16 protein-coding genes are annotated in these 15,882 nt (G+C 69.3%); 6 read left to right on the forward strand and 10 right to left on the reverse strand.

Going from position 1 to position 15,882, the window contains the following annotated elements; all coding sequences use genetic code 11:
* Window positions 1-148: 148 nt before the first annotated feature.
* Window positions 149-1,435, reverse strand: coding sequence for a cytochrome P450 (locus AC1HFH_RS24950; RefSeq protein WP_480245217.1), 1,287 nt, complete (start codon window positions 1,433-1,435; stop codon window positions 149-151).
* 132 nt (window positions 1,436-1,567) lie between these two features.
* Here AC1HFH_RS24950 and AC1HFH_RS24955 point away from each other — a divergent pair, with 132 nt between their 5' ends.
* Window positions 1,568-2,731 (forward strand): steroid 3-ketoacyl-CoA thiolase, encoded by a 1,164-nt coding sequence (locus AC1HFH_RS24955; protein ID WP_480245218.1) that lies wholly within the window; start codon window positions 1,568-1,570, stop codon window positions 2,729-2,731.
* A gap of 382 nt (window positions 2,732-3,113) precedes the next feature.
* Entirely contained in the window at window positions 3,114-3,530 is a 417-nt protein-coding gene (locus tag AC1HFH_RS24960; protein ID WP_033244044.1) for a helix-turn-helix domain-containing protein, read from the forward strand.
* Between the two features lie 145 nt (window positions 3,531-3,675).
* Here AC1HFH_RS24960 and AC1HFH_RS24965 read toward each other — a convergent pair whose 3' ends face one another.
* The 5 genes from AC1HFH_RS24965 to AC1HFH_RS24985 form a co-directional block, all read right to left on the reverse strand.
* A complete protein-coding gene (locus AC1HFH_RS24965) occupies window positions 3,676-4,710 on the reverse strand; it encodes a hypothetical protein (protein WP_480245219.1) in 1,035 nt (344 codons plus the stop codon).
* On the reverse strand, window positions 4,707-5,222 hold the full coding sequence (locus AC1HFH_RS24970) for an ImmA/IrrE family metallo-endopeptidase (RefSeq protein ID WP_480245220.1): 516 nt from the start codon (window positions 5,220-5,222) through the stop codon (window positions 4,707-4,709). Before AC1HFH_RS24970 ends, AC1HFH_RS24965 begins: the two co-directional genes overlap by 4 nt.
* 11 nt (window positions 5,223-5,233) lie before the next feature.
* The gene (locus AC1HFH_RS24975; protein WP_480245221.1) at window positions 5,234-6,514 is read right to left on the reverse strand and encodes a hypothetical protein; all 1,281 of its coding nucleotides are present in this window, start codon (window positions 6,512-6,514) and stop codon (window positions 5,234-5,236) included.
* 152 nt (window positions 6,515-6,666) lie between these two features.
* The gene (locus AC1HFH_RS24980) at window positions 6,667-7,575 is read right to left on the reverse strand and encodes an SDR family oxidoreductase (protein ID WP_480245222.1); all 909 of its coding nucleotides are present in this window, start codon (window positions 7,573-7,575) and stop codon (window positions 6,667-6,669) included.
* Window positions 7,576-7,579: 4 nt separating this feature from the next.
* Window positions 7,580-8,398 carry an SDR family oxidoreductase gene (locus tag AC1HFH_RS24985; RefSeq protein ID WP_480245223.1) on the reverse strand — a complete coding sequence of 273 codons (819 nt, stop codon included), beginning with the start codon at window positions 8,396-8,398 and terminating at the stop codon, window positions 7,580-7,582.
* Window positions 8,399-8,447: 49 nt separating this feature from the next.
* On the opposite strand from AC1HFH_RS24985, the gene AC1HFH_RS24990 reads away from it, so the two are divergent.
* Genes AC1HFH_RS24990 through AC1HFH_RS25005 form a run of 4 tightly spaced genes read left to right on the forward strand, consistent with a single transcriptional unit; the run spans window position 8,448 to window position 11,951 of the window.
* Window positions 8,448-9,230: an enoyl-CoA hydratase family protein gene (locus AC1HFH_RS24990; protein ID WP_480245224.1), complete on the forward strand. Its 783-nt coding sequence runs from the start codon at window positions 8,448-8,450 to the stop codon at window positions 9,228-9,230.
* Window positions 9,230-10,114: a CoA transferase subunit A gene (locus AC1HFH_RS24995; RefSeq protein WP_480245225.1), complete on the forward strand. Its 885-nt coding sequence runs from the start codon at window positions 9,230-9,232 to the stop codon at window positions 10,112-10,114. Before AC1HFH_RS24990 ends, AC1HFH_RS24995 begins: the two co-directional genes overlap by 1 nt.
* Window positions 10,111-10,878 (forward strand): CoA-transferase subunit beta, encoded by a 768-nt coding sequence (locus tag AC1HFH_RS25000; RefSeq protein WP_480245226.1) that lies wholly within the window; start codon window positions 10,111-10,113, stop codon window positions 10,876-10,878. The genes AC1HFH_RS24995 and AC1HFH_RS25000 overlap by 4 nt, the downstream gene beginning before the upstream one ends.
* On the forward strand, window positions 10,875-11,951 hold the full coding sequence (locus tag AC1HFH_RS25005; protein WP_480245227.1) for an NAD(P)H-dependent flavin oxidoreductase: 1,077 nt from the start codon (window positions 10,875-10,877) through the stop codon (window positions 11,949-11,951). Before AC1HFH_RS25000 ends, AC1HFH_RS25005 begins: the two co-directional genes overlap by 4 nt.
* Window positions 11,952-12,028: 77 nt before the next feature.
* Here the strand turns inward: AC1HFH_RS25005 and AC1HFH_RS25010 are convergent, their stop codons facing one another.
* Genes AC1HFH_RS25010 through AC1HFH_RS25025 form a run of 4 tightly spaced genes read right to left on the reverse strand, consistent with a single transcriptional unit; the run spans window position 12,029 to window position 15,842 of the window.
* Entirely contained in the window at window positions 12,029-13,207 is a 1,179-nt protein-coding gene (locus AC1HFH_RS25010; protein ID WP_480245228.1) for an acetyl-CoA C-acetyltransferase, read from the reverse strand.
* Window positions 13,208-13,218: 11 nt separating this feature from the next.
* Window positions 13,219-13,818 (reverse strand): TetR/AcrR family transcriptional regulator, encoded by a 600-nt coding sequence (locus AC1HFH_RS25015; RefSeq protein WP_480245229.1) that lies wholly within the window; start codon window positions 13,816-13,818, stop codon window positions 13,219-13,221.
* A gap of 39 nt (window positions 13,819-13,857) precedes the next feature.
* A complete protein-coding gene (locus tag AC1HFH_RS25020; protein ID WP_480245230.1) occupies window positions 13,858-14,661 on the reverse strand; it encodes an SDR family oxidoreductase in 804 nt (267 codons plus the stop codon).
* Window positions 14,658-15,842, reverse strand: coding sequence for an acyl-CoA dehydrogenase family protein (locus tag AC1HFH_RS25025; protein ID WP_480245231.1), 1,185 nt, complete (start codon window positions 15,840-15,842; stop codon window positions 14,658-14,660). Before AC1HFH_RS25025 ends, AC1HFH_RS25020 begins: the two co-directional genes overlap by 4 nt.
* Between the last annotated feature and the right edge of the window lie 40 nt (window positions 15,843-15,882).

Below are 15,882 nucleotides of genomic sequence, written 5' to 3' on the forward strand. Positions count from 1 at the left end.
CGGAGCGACCCCGAGGAGCGAGGAGTTCGCGGCCCGCCTCGCACCCGAGTACTCGAAAGCGCATGAGCCGAAGGCTCGAGTCTCGAGTGCTCGGATTCGAGGCCCCCAGGGCCGCGAACACGCGGCGGCGGAGCCGACGCCAGATGACTCAGTGCGCCACGGGGCAGGTCTTGTAGTCCACCTGCAGTTCCTTGATGCCGTTGAGCCAGCCGGAGCGCAGCCGCTTGGGGTCACCGAGCTTGGTGATGTCGGGCAGGTGGTCGGCGATGGCGTTGAAGATCAGCTCGATCTCCACCTTGGCCAGATTGGCGCCGAGGCAGTAGTGCGCACCGGTGCCGCCGAAGGTGACGTGCTGGTTGTCCTTGCGCATGATGTCGAACTTGTACGGGTCCGGGAATGCTTCCTCGTCGAAGTTCGCCGCCCGGTACAGCATCACGACGCGCTGCCCCTTCTTGATCCGGACACCGTTGAGCTCGGTGTCCTCCAGGGCGGTGCGCTGGAAGGAGGTGATCGGGGAAGCCCACCGCAGAATCTCGTCGACTGCGGAAGCGGGGCGTTCCTTCTTGAACAGCTCCCACTGGTCGGGGTTCTCCATGAAGGCCAGCATCCCGTGGGTGATGGCGTTGCGTGTTGTCTCGTTGCCGGCCACAGCCAGGATGATGATGAAGAACCCGAACTCCTCCGAGGTGAGGTGGTCCCCATCGATGTCCGCGTGCAGCAGGGTGGTGACCAGGTCGTCGGCCGGGCACTGCTTACGCGCCTCGGCCATCTGCCAGGCGTAGCCGAGGATCTCGGTGGAGGCGGCGACCGGATCCACGTCGATCTCCGGATCGTCGTAGCCGGTCATTTCGTTCGACCACTGGAACACCTTCATCCGGTCTTCCTGCGGCACGCCGATCAGCTCCGCGATCGCCTGCAGCGGCAGTTCACATGCGACCTGCGTGACGAAGTCACCGGATCCTTCGGCCGCCGCCCGCTGGACGATGTCGCGGGCCCGTTCGGAAAGTTCGGCGCGCAGGGCGTTGATGGCGCGCGGGGTGAAGCCCTTGGACACGATCTTGCGAAGCTTGGTGTGCTCGGGCGGGTCGACGTTGAGCATGACCAAGCGCTGCAACTCGATGTTCTCGCGCTCGATATCATCGGCGAAGCGAGGGATCGCGGTGTTCTCGTAGGAGGAGAACACGTCGCTGCGCCGGGACACCTCACGGATGTCGGCGGGGCGGCTCACAACCCAGAACCCGTCGTCGTCGAACCCGCCGACATCACGCGGCTGCGGGTTCCACCAGATGGGTGCGGTACGCCGCAACTCCGCGAACTCTTCGCGGGGGACGCGCTCCCCGTAGAGGTCGGGGTCGGTTACATCGAACCCGTCTGGCAGGTTCGGCTGTGCGTGACCAGCGCTTGCAGACTCACTGACGCCGCGCGTATCTACCACCGGATCTCTCCTTCGACAAACTGAAACACGTTCTATAATCATTGAAGCACAGGGCGGGCCGACACGGAAGGATCGTGCGGTTTTGCTCAGCCAACGCAAAGTAAGAACTTGTTGCAGTTTTAGGAGAGATCCATGGGCACACCCGTGATTGTCGAGGCCGTTCGCACCCCGATCGGCAAGCGGCGCGGCCTGCTTTCCGGCCTGCACGCTGCGGAACTACTGGGCCTGGCCCAGCAGGGTCTGCTCGACCGGGCGGGCCTGGACCCCAGCCTGGTCGAGCAGGTCATCGGCGGCTGTGTCACCCAGGCGGGCGAGCAGTCCAACAACATCACCCGCACCGCCTGGCTGCACGCCGGCCTGCCCTGGCAGGTCGGCTGCACCACGGTGGACGCCCAGTGCGGCTCCGCCCAGCAGGCCACCCACCTGATCGCCGGCCTGATCGCCACCGGCGCGATCGACACCGGCATGTCCTGCGGCATCGAGGCGATGAGCCGCGTGCCACTGGGTGCCAATGTGGGCACCGAGGCCGGGCCGCGCCGCCCGGAGTCGTGGAGCATCGATATGCCGAACCAGTTCGGCGCCGCCGAGCGAATCGCCAAGCGACGCGGTATCACCCGCGACGATGTCGACGAATTCGGCGTCCGGTCACAGGAACTGGCCGCCCGTGCCTGGTCCGAGGGCCGGTTCGACCGGGAGGTGCTGCCGGTCGCCGCACCGGTACTCGATGCCGAGGGCAACCCCACCGGAGAGAAGGCCGAAGTCCGGCGCGACCAAGGGCTGCGCGCAACGAGCCGGGAGGCCCTCGCCGGACTGAAGCCGGTACTCGAAGACGGCGTCCACACCGCCGGCACCTCGTCGCAGATCTCCGACGGCTCGGCCGCGGTTCTGCTGATGGACGAATCCGCCGCCGAGCGCGCAGGTCTGCGGCCGCGGGCACGGATCCGAACCCAGGTCCTGGTCGGCGCGGAGCCGGAGTACCACCTCGACGGCCCGGTACAGGCCTGCACCCGGCTGCTGGAGCGCTCCGGCATGAAAATTTCCGATATCGACCTCTTCGAGATCAATGAGGCGTTCGCCTCGGTTGTACTTTCGTGGGCCGACGTACATAAGCCGGACATGGACCGGGTAAATGTCAACGGCGGCGCGATCGCACTCGGCCATCCGGTCGGATCGACAGGTGCACGGCTGATCACCACCGCCCTGCACGAGCTGGAGCGGACCGGCGCCGGCACCGCCATGGTGTTGATGTGCGCAGGTGGCGCCCTGTCCACCGGCACCATCATCGAACGTCTGTAACCCCACTGAACGCCCCGGTTCGACCTCCGGCCAATTGCGGTCCGGAGGTTGAACATTCATCCCAGGACCGCCAGAACGTGTCGCACGCCACACAATCCGGGACCCGAGCACCCCATGAGGCGTCAGCAAACTTGCGGTTATCATGGGGAGGTGCGGCAAGACCCGCGCTACGGGGCAGAACTCCGGGCCCACCGGGCTCCGCAAGAGTCCTTGGGGTGACCCGCAAACGCGCCACCCGCTGCGGGTTCACCGGCCACCACGCCGATCAACTCGGAGAAATCCCCGATCAGGCGTAGGTTTTCAGTTACTGAGCCGCTAATATCAATGATACGTATCCGAGATAACGACTGTTAGTTCAGTGAAGGGAATTGGGCGGCTCACAATGGCTGATTTCGCGGCGCGGCTCAACAAGCTGTTCGAAACCGTGCATCCCCCGGGGCGCAAGCCGCACACCAACGCAGAGGTGGCGGCAGCACTGACCGCATCCGGGCATCCGATCTCGAAGCCGTACCTCTCGCAGTTACGGTCGGGGCAGCGGACCAACCCGTCCGACGAGACGGTTGCTGCTCTGGCGAAGTTCTTCAAGGTCAAGCCCGACTACTTCTTCAACGACATCTACGCGGCCAAGATCGATCACGATCTCGAGCTGCTGGCGCAGCTGCAGGGTTACGGCCTGCGGCGGCTGTCGAGCCGGGCGTTCGACCTCTCCGAAGAATCGCAGAACCTGCTGACCTCCATGGCGGAGAAGTTGCGGGCCAGCGAAGGGCTTCCGGAAGTGCCACCGGACGGCACCGAGTAGGGCAGGGCTCGCGACGGGCCGGAGGCCACCGCTCCCAGCCCGTCGCACTCCTCGGATACGTGGCTCGGACCGGGCCCGATACGTGAACCGGGTGTGTGGTTCCACACACCCGGTTCTTTGCTGTTCTACTGGGGCCGTGCCGTTTTCAGGTGCGTCCGGCCATATCGTTCGCCGCACCGGCCCCCGATGCCGCCACCCGGTCGTAGGCCTGTGCGACGGCCAGCACCCAGCCCCGCGGGCTCACCCCGGTCGGCGGCGCGATCCAGCGCGCGTCGACGATGATCTCGCCCAGCGGCTCGGCCACCCATTCGGCCACCACTGCCGCGCGTTCGGTCACCGACACCGGCGGATCACCGGCCGCCGCGACCACCACACCGCCACCGGACTGCAGGTACATCGCGTCCATCACCTGGGCGACATGATCGGAGGCCTTCAGCTGGGTCGCCGTGCTGGTCTGCTCGTGCGCGACCACCTCCGGGAACCGGCCGACCAGCAGCCGGTGCAGTGGCCGGATCCGGCGCAGCAGCGAACGCGCACGCAGCCACAGTTCGACCACGATCCACACCGCGCCCAAGGCGATCAACAGGGCCGCGATCTCCCAGGCCGGCCAGGCCCACAGCGGCTCCCCCGGCGGGGTCGGTTCGGCGTCCTGGAAGGCCCGCCCGGCATTCGCGACGGCGAGCACGGCCACCAGCGCGGTACCGGTGGTGTAGATGGCGATGCCGCGGCCCAGCGTGGTCCAATCCAGATTGCGCAGCCCGGTCGTGACGATGAACACCGAACCGGCCGCGATCACGATCCAGCCGAAGGTGAACGACCAGGCCAGGGTGAGCGCGACGGCGAATGCCCCGACGCCGTAGATCACCATCGCGATCTGCCGCAGGTTGCGACGGGACACCACCGGCCAGGCCGCCGAGGCGACCACCGAGGTCGCCGTGGTGAACAGGATCCAGGCCGAGATCACCACCCCGGTGGACAGCCAGCCGGCGTGCACCCCGCCCGGCACCAGATTGTCGACCGCCACGGCCATCTCCGGAATGGCCACGGTCACGGCGAGCGCCACGGCGGCCACCGCGACCACGATGGCCACCCGAGCGGTCGTCGCCGGCTTGACCAGCACGCGCCCCACCCGCGCACCGGCCGCAACCCAGACGAACAGGGCTGTCAACCAAAGTGTCATCCGAGAGCCTCATCGAATCGAAGGACCGAGACGCCTGCGCCCCGGTTGTTCAGGACCCGCAGCCGGGTCATCAGCATCGCCGCGAAGGTCTCCGCCTCCCATTCGGCCAGTTCGTCGGCGCCGTCGTCGACGATCTGCTGATGGGCGCGCTGACTGAGCATGTAGGCGATCAGGTCGTCGCTGGCCTCCAGGGTCACCTCGGGGGCGGGCGCGCCCTCGTGGTCGAAGACGATATGCCCCAGTTCGTGGGCGAGGGTGTGGTCGCGGCTGGGCAGGGCGTCGGCCAGCACGATGATGTCGCGGTCCGGGTAGAACCGGCGCTGGCCGCATACGCCGGGGCCCAGTTGGGCGCTGGTCACCTCGATGGCGCGATCGCGTTCCTCGGCGACGGCCGCCACCACGTCATCGAGTGTGGTCGCGTCGAAATCGGCGGCCACCGCGCACACCGCGTCCACTGCGGCGGCCACCCGCCGGTAGGAACGCGAGGTGCTCTGCGTCTTGCTCTGGCTCATCTCGGCTCCCCCTACGCCCTCGGTCCGAAGAACTGTGCCCGGGCCGCGTCGACCCGTGCCTGTGCGGCGGCTGCGCTCTGGAACCCGACGACACCGGAACCGGTGCCGGCCAGGGTGAGCGCGATCAGGCCGCCGATCACCGACAGCACCTTCGTCGGCGGCAGACCGCTGTTGTCACTGGTCGGCCGGACCTCGGGCTGAGCCTGCGCCGACGGCGCAGGGTCGGGGGCGGGAGCGGGCGCCGGTGGCGGCGCGGGCACCGCGGGAGCCGGCGGCGCTGCGGGCGCTGCGGCCGGAGCCGGGGCGACCACCGGAGCGGCCGGAACCCCGGGTGCCGCCGGGACCGGCGGGATCGCCACCGGCGGCGCGGGCACCGCGGGAGCCGGCGGCGCGGCTGGCAGGGGGATCAGCAACAGCAGCAACGGGCTGGCGGAACCGACCGCAGCCGAACCGACGGCGGCCGAACCGACGCCCGCCGAGCCGACACCGGCCGACCCCACCGCGGCAGATCCGACCCCGGCCGAGCCCACCGCGGCCGAACCGGTACCGGCACCGGCCGAACCGACCGCAGCCGAACCGGCGGCCGCCGAGCCCACCGCGGCCGAACCGGTCGCGCCCAGCACCCCCAGCCCGGCGGAACCGGTGCCGAGCAGTGCGGCAACGCCTGCCGAACCCGAGCCGAGCAGGAGACCGAGACCACCCAGCCCGGCCGAACCGACGGCGGCGGAACCGGCGCCCGCCAGGCCGGCGCCGGCGGAACCCGCGGCAGCCGAACCGGCACCGGCAGAGCCCGCCGCCGCGGAACCGGCGGCTGCGGAACCGGCACCGGCGGAGCCGGAACCGGCCACGGGCTTCCGGGGTACATCGGGGATGTTCGGTTGTCCGGGGATCTGCAGCGGTTGCCAGTCGTCGGCCGCCGGGTCGCTCCCGGGAGCCTGGGCCGGCACCGTCTGCGGGCGCGGCGCCGCGGGCTGCGGCGGGTTCGGCTGCTCGGCCAGCGAGGAACCGGGCCGGCCGATCTCGGGCGAGCCCGGCCCGGAAGAGGTTCGCTGCCCCGGCGCGGCACCGGCACCGTGCGGCCGCCCACCGGGTCCGGACCGGTCGGCATCCGCACCGTTACCACGCCCGGCATCGGGAGCGGGCTGGCGCGGCGCATGTACTTGCGGGCCGCCGTTCCCACCGCCGGCGTTTCCGCCGCCGGGTTCGGCACCGGCAGCTGCCGGGCCCCAGAGCAGGCACCCTGCCAGGACCGCAACAGCGGTAGCCGCGCGTGTCGTGCGACCTATGGCCATGCGCTTGTCATCCCCTCACCGTGTGTATCAGCGCAAATTTTCGCCCGGCCGCGTACTCAATCCGGGGCTTTTCCCGACCGTAGTCGATGGTAAACGGAGCTGTGGCGGTTAGCAGAATCGCCACAGCAACCGTTCAGCCCCCTGGACACCTGTCAGGCGCCGTATACCGGCTCCGGGTCCACCGACTTCTCGATCAGCTCGGCCACCACCGGCCCCAGCTCGGCGGGATCCCAGCGGGCGCCCCGGTCCACGGCCACCCCGTGCCGCCAGCCCTGGGCCAGGGCCACCTTGCCGCCCTCGACTTCGAACATCCGGCCGGTCACCCCGGCAGACTCCGAGCTACCGAGCCACACCACCAGCGGGGAGATGTTCTCCGGGGCCATCGCATCGAAGCCGTCCTCGGGCCGGGCCATATCCTCCGCGAACACGGTTTCGGTCATCCGGGTGCGCGCGGCCGGGGCGATCGCGTTGACGGTGATCCCGTAGCGGCCGAACTCGGCGGATGCGGTGACGGTCAGCGCCGCGATCCCGCCCTTGGCGGCGGCATAGTTGCCCTGTCCGACGCTGCCCTGCAGGCCGGCGCCGGAACTGGTGTTGATGATCCGGGCGTCGACCGGCTCACCGGCCTTGGACCGTGCCCGCCAGTACGCGGCGGCGTGCCGCATGGTCGCGAAATGTCCCTTGAGGTGGACCCGGATCACCGCATCCCATTCGTCCTCGCCCAGGTTGACCAGCATCCGGTCCCGGACGAACCCGGCATTGTTGACCAGGACGTCCAGCCCGCCGAAGGTGTCCACCGCCTGCTGGACGAGCCGCTGCGCACCGGCCCAGTCGGCGACATCGTCGCCGTTGGCGACCGCGGAACCACCGGCGGCGGTGATCTCGGCGACCACCTGCTCGGCCGGGGTCTCCCCGGTGGCGGCGCCGTCGAGGGCCGTGCCCACATCGTTGACCACCACCGAGGCACCGGCGGCGGCGAAGGCCAGGGCATGCGCACGGCCGATACCGCGGCCGGCGCCGGTGACGATGACGGTGCGGCCCGCGCACAACTGGTTGTCCATCTCGTTATCCATTCTGTCGATCGGTGGGCTCGAGGTCCGTTTTCGACGCCTGATCGGCATTCGATGCGTCGAGGAAGGCAGGGCGCTCGCCGCCGCCGTGCACGGTCAGCGTCGAGCCGGAGACGTAGCCGGCCAGCGGTGAGGCGAGGAAGGCGGCACAGCGGCCGATATCGTCGGGCACCGCCATCCGGCCCATCGGAATGGTGGCGCCGACCGCGGCCACACCTTCCTCGTCGCCGTAGTGCAGCGCGCTCAGTTCGGTTTCGACCGGCCCGACGACCACCGAGTTCACCCGAACCCGGGGCGCCCACTCGACGGCGAGGGAGCCGGTGAGGCTGTCCAGCCCGGCCTTCGCGGCCCCGTAGGCGGCGGTGCCGGGGGACGGCCGATGGCCGCTGACGCTGGAGATCATCACGATCGAGCCGCCCTCGGCCTGCTGCTGCATCACCGCGTTCGCGTGCTGTGCGACCAGCAGCGGCGCCAGCAGGTTCAACTGCACGATCTTGGCGTGGAAGTTCGGGCTCGCCCGGTCGGCGAGGGCGAACGGGGCACCGCCCGCGTTGTTCACCAGGTGGTCGAGGCGGCCGTGCCGGGTACGGATGGTGTCGATCATCGCGGCGACCGCATCCGGGTCCCGCACATCACAGCAGAGATGCTCGGCGGTCCGGCCGGCGGCGGTCACCGGGGCGTCCGGTTCGTTGCGCGCGCAGGTCACCACCGTTGCACCGGCGTTCAGGAAGGTCCGGGTGATCCCGGCGCCGACGCCGCGGACACCGCCGGTCACCAAGACGATCCGGCCGGAGAGGTCGATTTCGAGTGCCACCGTGCTAACCTACCAAGCAACTGCTTGCTTTGTTAAGGGGATACCACCTATGGGGATCAACCGGCGTAACCCGGAACCCGGCATCACGGTGCTGACCGTCGACTACCCGCCGGTGAACGCGATACCGACCGACGGCTGGTTCGCGATCGCCGACGAACTGCGCCGAGCCGGCCGCGATCCGGACACCCGCGCGGTCGTGCTGCGCGCTGACCATCGCGGCTTCAATGCCGGCGTCGATATCAAGGAGATCCAGAGCAAACCCGGCCACGGTGCACTGATCGACGCGAACCACGGCTGCTTCGAAGCGTTCGGCGCGGTCTACGACTGCCCGGTGCCGGTGATCGCCGCCGTACAGGGGCACTGCCTCGGCGGCGGTATCGGCCTGGTCGGCAATGCCGACGTCATCGTCGCGTCCGAGGACGCCACCTTCGGACTGCCCGAAGTGGACCGGGGCGCCCTCGGCGCCGCCACCCACCTGGCCCGGCTCGTCCCGCAGCATCTGATGCGGGCCCTGTTCTACACCGCGAGCACCATCACCGCCGAACAGCTGCTGCACTACGGCTCGGTGTACCGGGTGGTGCCGCGGACCGAACTCGACGACGCCGCGATGGCCGTGGCCCGCAATATCGCCGCCAAGGACGGTCGGGTGATCCGCGCCGCCAAACGAGCCCTCAACGGCATCGATGTACAGGACGTGCACCGCAGCTACCGCTACGAACAGGGCTTCACCTTCGAACTGAACCTCGCCGGCGTCGCCGACGAGATCCGGGCCCGCTTCGACGAAGACCTGGCGGCACAGCGGGCCGGCGCGACTTCTGGAACGGAAAAGTGATGCGAGACAAGACGATGACGCTCGACGAGGTGGTCGGCGAGCTGCGCAGTGGTATGACGATCGGCATCGGCGGCTGGGGCTCGAGGCGCAAGCCGATGGCATTGATCCGGGCGATTCTGCGCTCGGACCTGACCGACCTGACCGTGGTCAGCTACGGCGGCCCGGATCTGGGGCTGCTGTGCTCGGCCGGCAAGGTGCGCAAGGCCTACTACGGGTTCGTCTCGCTGGACGCCGCACCGTTCTACGATCCGTGGTTCGCCCACGCCCGCACCACCGGCGCCGTCGAGGCCCGGGAGATGGACGAGGGCATGCTCAAATGCGGTCTGGAGGCCGCCGCGGCGCGCTTGCCGTTCCTGCCGATCCGCGCCGGCCTGGGCTCGGACGTCCCGGATTTCTGGGACGGCGAACTGGTTTCGATCACCTCCCCCTACCGCAGCCGCAACGGCGAACTCGAAACGCTGACCGCGATGCCGGCTCTGAATCTCGATGCCGCGCTGGTGCATCTCAACCTCGGCGACAAGCATGGCAATGCCGGCTACCTGGGTGTCGATCCGTACTTCGACGATCTGTACTGCCTGGCCGCCGAGCGCCGCTACGTCTCGGTGGAACAGATCGTGCCGACCGAGGACCTGGTGAAGGCGGTTCCGCCGCAGTGCCTGCTGCTGAACCGGATGATGGTCGACGGCGTCGTCGAGGCACCCGGCGGGGCCCACTTCACCCTCGCCGGTGAGAGCTACGGCCGCGACGACAAGTTCCAGCGGCACTACGCCCAGGCCGCCAAGGATCCCGAGGAGTGGCAGCGGTTCGCCGACACATATCTGAATGTGCCGGAGGAGCAGTACCAGGCCGCGGTGCGCGCATTTGCAGAGGAGCAGAACCGATGAACGCCCCCGTCACCGATACCGATGTGACCCGCGCCGAGATCTGTGCGGTCGCCTGCGCGGAGATCTTCCGGGATGCCGGTGAGATCATGGCCAGCCCGATGTCGCCGATGACCATCCTCGGCGCCCGGCTGGCCCGGCTCACCTTCTCGCCGGACCTGCTGCTCACCGACGGCGAGGCGCTGATCCTGGCCGACACTCCCCCGCTGGGCGGCAGCGCCCCGATCGAGGGCTGGCTGCCGTTCCGCAAGGTGTTCGATGTGGTCGCCTCCGGCCGTCGGCACGTGGTGATGGGCGCCAACCAGCTGGACCGGTACGGCAATCAGAACCTGTCCGCGTTCGGCCCGCTGCAGCAGCCGACCCGGCAGATGTTCGGCGTGCGCGGCGCCCCCGGCAACACCGTCAACCACGCCACCAGCTACTGGGTGCCCAAGCACAGCAAGCGGGTGTTCGTCGATCGGGTCGACATCGTCTGCGGTATCGGCTACGACCGCTACGACGCCGGCGACCCGGCCTACCGGTTCCATCACCTGCACCGGGTGGTGACCAACCTGGGCGTCTTCGACTTCGACAGCCCCGACCGCACCCTGCGCGCCCGCAGCCTGCATCCCGGTGTCACGGCCGACGAGGTCGCCGAGGCCACCTCCTTCGAGATCGCCGGCCTGAGCGAGGCCCCCGAGACCCGGCTACCCACCGCCGAAGAGCTGAAGATCATCCGGGAAGTGCTGGATCCGAAGGGAATCCGGAACAAGGAGGTGCCCTCATGAGCCGGCTGCACACCCCGCTGACCGAGCTGGTCGACATCGAGCACCCGGTCGTGCAGACCGGCATGGGCTGGGTGGCCGGACCGCGGCTTGTCGCCGGTACCGCCGAGGCGGGCGGGCTCGGCATCCTGGCCTCGGCGACGATGACCTACGACGAACTGGTCAACGCGGTCGCCAAGACCAAGGAACACACCACCAAACCCTTCGGCGTCAATATCCGCGCCGACGCCGCCGATGCCGAGGAACGCATCGACCTGCTGATCCGGGAAAAGGTCGCGGTCGCCTCGTTCGCCCTCGCACCACGCCGCGACCTGATCGAACGGCTGAAAGAGGCCGGGGTCGTAGTGATTCCGTCCATCGGCGCCGCCAAACACGCCCGGAAGGTGGCCGAATGGGGCGCCGACGCGGTCATCGTGCAAGGCGGCGAAGGCGGCGGGCACACCGGCCCGGTCGCCACCACCCTGCTACTGCCCTCGGTCCTGGACGCCGTGGACATCCCGGTCGTCGCGGCGGGCGGCTTCTACGACGGCCGCGGCCTGGCCGCCGCCCTCGCCTACGGCGCCGCCGGGGTCGCCATGGGCACCCGCTTCCTGCTCACCCAGGAGAGCACCGTCCCCGACGCGGTCAAGGCCGAATACCTGCAACGCGGCCTCGGCGACACCGTGGTGACCCGCAAAGTCGACGGCATGCCACACCGCGTCCTGAAGACCGAACTGGTGTCACACCTGGAGGATTCGGGCAACTGGCGCGGCCTGACCGCCGCCGTCGCCAACGCCGCCCGTTTCAAGAAGATGACCGGCATGAAGTGGTCCACAATGGTCCGCGACGGCCTCGCCATGCGAAAGACCAAGGACCTCACCTGGTCCCAGGTCGTCATGGCCGCCAACACCCCCATGCTGCTGCGCGCCGGCCTCGTCGAAGGCGACACCGACGCCGGCGTCCTCGCCGCCGGCCAGGTCACCGGCATCATCGACGACCTGCCCACCTGCGCCGAACTCATCGACCGCATCGTCACCGATGCCGCCGACCGGCTCGACCAGCTGGCCGGACTCACCCGGGATCCACAGCGCTCCTGAACCCCGACGCGAAACGGCCGCCCCGCACAAGCGAGGCGGCCGTTTTGCACTTCAGAGGCTCGAATATGCGTCTGTGCTCAGCTGAGCCGTTCGATGATGGTGACGTTGGCGGTGCCGCCACCTTCGCAGATGGTGAGCAGTCCGTAGCGGCCGTTGACGCGCTCCAGCTGGTTGAGCAGGGTCGAGAAGAGTTTGGTGCCGGTGGCGCCGAGGGGGTGGCCCAGCGCGATGGCGCCGCCGTTGACGTTGACCCGTTCGGGGTCGGCGCCGGTTTCCTTCAGCCAGGCCAGCACGACGGGGGCGAAGGCCTCGTTGATCTCGATCGCATCGATATCGTCGATGGTCAGGCCGGTCTTCGCCAGGGCGTAGCGGGTGGCCGGGATGGGGGCGGTGAGCATCAGCAGCGGGTCGGCGCCGCGGGCGCTGACATGGTGGATGCGGGCGCGGGGGGTGAGGCCGTACTCCTTGACCGCCCAGTCCGAGGCGAGCAGGGTGGCGCTGGCGCCGTCGGAGATCTGGCTGGCGACGGCGGCGGTCAGCGGGCTGCCCTCGGCGAGCGGCTGCAGCTTGGCCATCTTCTCCAGGCTGGTCTCGCGCGGGCCCTCGTCGACCCGGAAGTCGCCGACCGGGACGATCTCGTTGTCGAAGCGGCCCTCGGCGATGGCGGCGCGGGCCCGTTCGTGGCTGCGCAGCGCCCACTGCTCCATATCGAGCCGGCTGATCTCCCACTTCTCCGCGATGCCCTGGGCGCCGCGGAACTGCGACACTTCACCGGTGCCGTACCGGGTGTCCCAGCCCTTCGCCCCGACGAACGGCGATTCGAAGCCGTATTCCTTACCGGCCAGCATCGCCGCGGAGATCGGGATGGCGCTCATGTTCTGCACGCCGGCCGCCACGATCACCTCGGCCGTGCCGCTCATGATGGCCTGCGCACCGAAGTTCACCGCCTGCTGGCTGGAACCGCACTGCCGGTCCACAGTCACGCCCGGCACCTCTTCGGGGTAGCCGGCGGCCAGCCACATGGTGCGGCCGATATTGCCGGCCTGCGGGCCGATGTTGTCGACACAGCCGACGATCACATCGTCGACGACGGCGGGGTCGAGCGGTACGCGACCGAACAGACCTTGCAGGGCAGCGGCGCCCAGATCGGCCGGATGCACCTCGGACAGGGCGCCGCCGCGCTTGCCGACCGCGGTGCGGACAGCGTCGACCACATAGGCCTCGCGGAGCGGGGTGTACGGACGGGATGCGGACATGAGGGGAACTCCTACTTCGTGTGCCCCGGTTCGGTGAGCCCGTCGAGCACGATGGTCAGGTATTGCTTGGCCAGGTTCTGCACGGTGATCGGCCCGCCGGGCCGGTACCAGCGCACCGCGACCCACACGGTGTCGCGCAGGAAGCGGAAGGCCAGTTCGATATCGAGTTCGGCGCGGAAGCTGCCGTCCCGGACACCGTTGGTGAGCACCTGCTGCCAGAGCTCACGGAACTCGCTGTTGTATTCGTCGATGTAGCCGAACCGCGGGTTGCCGCGCAGGCTCTTCGCCTCGGTCTGGTAGATCGCCACCGCGGCATGGTGCCGGTCGAACGATTCGTACGAGGCGAGCACCAGGGCCTCCAGGGTGTCCCGGGAACCGAGTCCGGCGGCCACGATGTCGCGGTAGCGGCCGAACAGGTCGTCCAGGAAGCCGCGCAGGATTTCGTCGACCATCGACTCCTTGGAGTCGAAATGGTGGTACAGGCTGCCGGATAGAATTCCGGCGGCGTCGGCGATATCGCGCACGGTGGTCGCCCGCAGCCCGCGTTCGGCGAACAGATCGGCGGCCAGGCCGAGCAGTTCGTTGCGTCGGGTGGATTTCGCGGTAGTCACTCGGCGATCATACAACCAAGCATTTGCTTGGTCATGCGCTCAGGCACGTTGGCTACTCACCGACACCACCTCCCCGGTCAGATACGAGGTGTAATCACTGGCCAGCATGGCGATGGTGGCCGCGATCTCCCACGGTTCGGCCGCCCGGCCGAACGCCTCCCGGTCGGCCAGCTGCTCCAGCAACTCCGCCGAGGTCACCTTGTCCAGGAACGGGTGCCGGGCGATGCTCGGTGCCACGGCATTGATCCGCACCCCGAGCTCGGCCGCCTCGACCGCACTGCAGCGGGTCAACGCCATCACGCCGGCCTTGGCCGCCGCATAGTGCGCCTGCCCGTACTGGGCGCGCCAGCCGAGCACGCTGGCGTTGTTCACGATCACCCCGCCGTGCCCGGCGGAGCGGAAGTAGTTCAGTGCGGCCCGGGTGCAGCGGAAGGTGCCGTTGAGGGTGATATCGAGAACGCGGTCCCATTCCTCGTCGCCCATGTCCACGACCGGCGTCTCGCCGCCGAGCCCGGCATTGTTGACCAGCACATCGACCCGGCCGAGGCTCTCGGCGGACGCGGCCAGCAGCGCATCGACCTGCTCGGTGCTGCGGACGTCGCACACCACCGCGTGCACCCGACGATCCGGGAACTCGGCGGCCAGCTTCTCCATGGTTTCGGCCGTGCGCCGCTCATGCCAGTCGGAGACCACCACATCGGCGCCTTCGGAGAGCAACCGGTGCGCCGTGGCGGAACCGATGCCGGTACCGGCGGCCGCGGTGACCACGGCGGTCCGCCCGGTCAGCAGGCCGTGCCCGGCGATCGGCTCCGGCGGGACGGACAGCGGACCCCGGGCGCTCACGGCCGGGCCTCCCGGGGCAGGCCGAGCACCCGCTCGGCAATGATGTTGCGCTGCACTTCGTTCGAACCTCCGTAGATCGTGTCGGCGCGACTGAACAGGTAGAGCCGCTGCGCCGCGGTGAAATCGTCGTCGGGCCCGGTGACCAGGCCGGACGCCCCCTGTACGGCCATGGCGAGTTCGCCGAGACCGCGATGCCAATTCGCCCACAGCAGCTTCGCCACCGAGGCGCCGCCGGGGTCGGTGCTGCCCATGGTGCGCAGCGCATGTGCCCGCAGCACCCGCAGGCCCACCCAGGCCCGGTCGATGCGGTCGGCGATCAGCGGATCGGCGGCCGCGCCGGTCTGCCGGGCCAGTGCCTCGACATCGGCCAGTTCCCGGGCGAAGCGGATCTGCTGGCCGAGCGTGGAGATACCGCGCTCGAAGGTCAGCGTCCCCATGGCGATCTTCCAGCCGTCGCCCGGTTCGCCGACGACCAGTCCGGCCTCGGTGACCGCACCGTCGAAGAACACCTCGTTGAACTCCGAGGTACCGGTGAGCTGGTCGATCGGGCGGACCTCGATCCCGGGCTGGTTCATCGGGACCAGCAGGTAGGACAGGCCGTGGTGCCGGGTGGAGCCCTTCTCGGTGCGGGCCAGCACGAAACACCAGTCGGCGACGTGCGCGAGCGAGGTCCAGATCTTCTGCCCGTCGATCACCCAGCGGTCGCCGTCGAGCCGCGCCGCGGTGCCGACCGCGGCCAGGTCGGAGCCGGCACCCGGTTCGGAGTAGCCCTGGCACCACAGCTCGGTCACCGTCTTGATGCCGGGCAGGAACCGTTCCCGCTGCTCCTGGGTGCCGAAGGCGAGCAGGGTCGGCCCCAGCAGCTCCTCACCCACGTGCGAGACCCGCGCCGGGGCGTCGGCCCGGGCGTATTCCTCGTGGAAGATCACCTGCCGGCGCACGCTGGCCGCCCGGCCGCCGTACTCCGTCGGCCAGCCGAGGCAGGTCCAACCGGCCGCGGCCAGATGCCGGTCCCAGGCGAGGCGCTCGGTGAAGGCCTCGTGTTCCCGGCCGGGGCCGCCGAGACCGCGCAGGCCGCGGAACGGGCCGTCGAGGTTGTCGGCCAGCCATTCCCGCACTTCCGCGGCGAAATCGGCGTCCGAGGCGGGACTATCGGATTCTGCGGTCTGGATCACCTGCATAATTGTACGATAACCTACCAAGCACTTGCTTGTTTGCCTG

It is taken from the genome of Nocardia sp. KT25-26 (genome assembly GCF_056627695.1).

Coding starts and splice junctions, on each gene's coding strand:
- AC1HFH_RS25010 (WP_480245228.1), bottom strand. CDS start 13,207: ATGTCCGCATCCCGTCCGTACACCCCGCTCCGCGAGGCCTATGTGGTC.
- AC1HFH_RS24990 (WP_480245224.1), top strand. CDS start 8,448: ATGGGGATCAACCGGCGTAACCCGGAACCCGGCATCACGGTGCTGACC.
- AC1HFH_RS25005 (WP_480245227.1), top strand. CDS start 10,875: ATGAGCCGGCTGCACACCCCGCTGACCGAGCTGGTCGACATCGAGCAC.
- AC1HFH_RS24965 (WP_480245219.1), bottom strand. CDS start 4,710: ATGACACTTTGGTTGACAGCCCTGTTCGTCTGGGTTGCGGCCGGTGCG.
- AC1HFH_RS24960 (WP_033244044.1), top strand. CDS start 3,114: ATGGCTGATTTCGCGGCGCGGCTCAACAAGCTGTTCGAAACCGTGCAT.
- AC1HFH_RS24970 (WP_480245220.1), bottom strand. CDS start 5,222: ATGAGCCAGAGCAAGACGCAGAGCACCTCGCGTTCCTACCGGCGGGTG.
- AC1HFH_RS24995 (WP_480245225.1), top strand. CDS start 9,230: ATGCGAGACAAGACGATGACGCTCGACGAGGTGGTCGGCGAGCTGCGC.
- AC1HFH_RS24980 (WP_480245222.1), bottom strand. CDS start 7,575: ATGGACAACCAGTTGTGCGCGGGCCGCACCGTCATCGTCACCGGCGCC.
- AC1HFH_RS25025 (WP_480245231.1), bottom strand. CDS start 15,842: ATGCAGGTGATCCAGACCGCAGAATCCGATAGTCCCGCCTCGGACGCC.
- AC1HFH_RS25000 (WP_480245226.1), top strand. CDS start 10,111: ATGAACGCCCCCGTCACCGATACCGATGTGACCCGCGCCGAGATCTGT.
- AC1HFH_RS24955 (WP_480245218.1), top strand. CDS start 1,568: ATGGGCACACCCGTGATTGTCGAGGCCGTTCGCACCCCGATCGGCAAG.
- AC1HFH_RS24975 (WP_480245221.1), bottom strand. CDS start 6,514: ATGGCCATAGGTCGCACGACACGCGCGGCTACCGCTGTTGCGGTCCTG.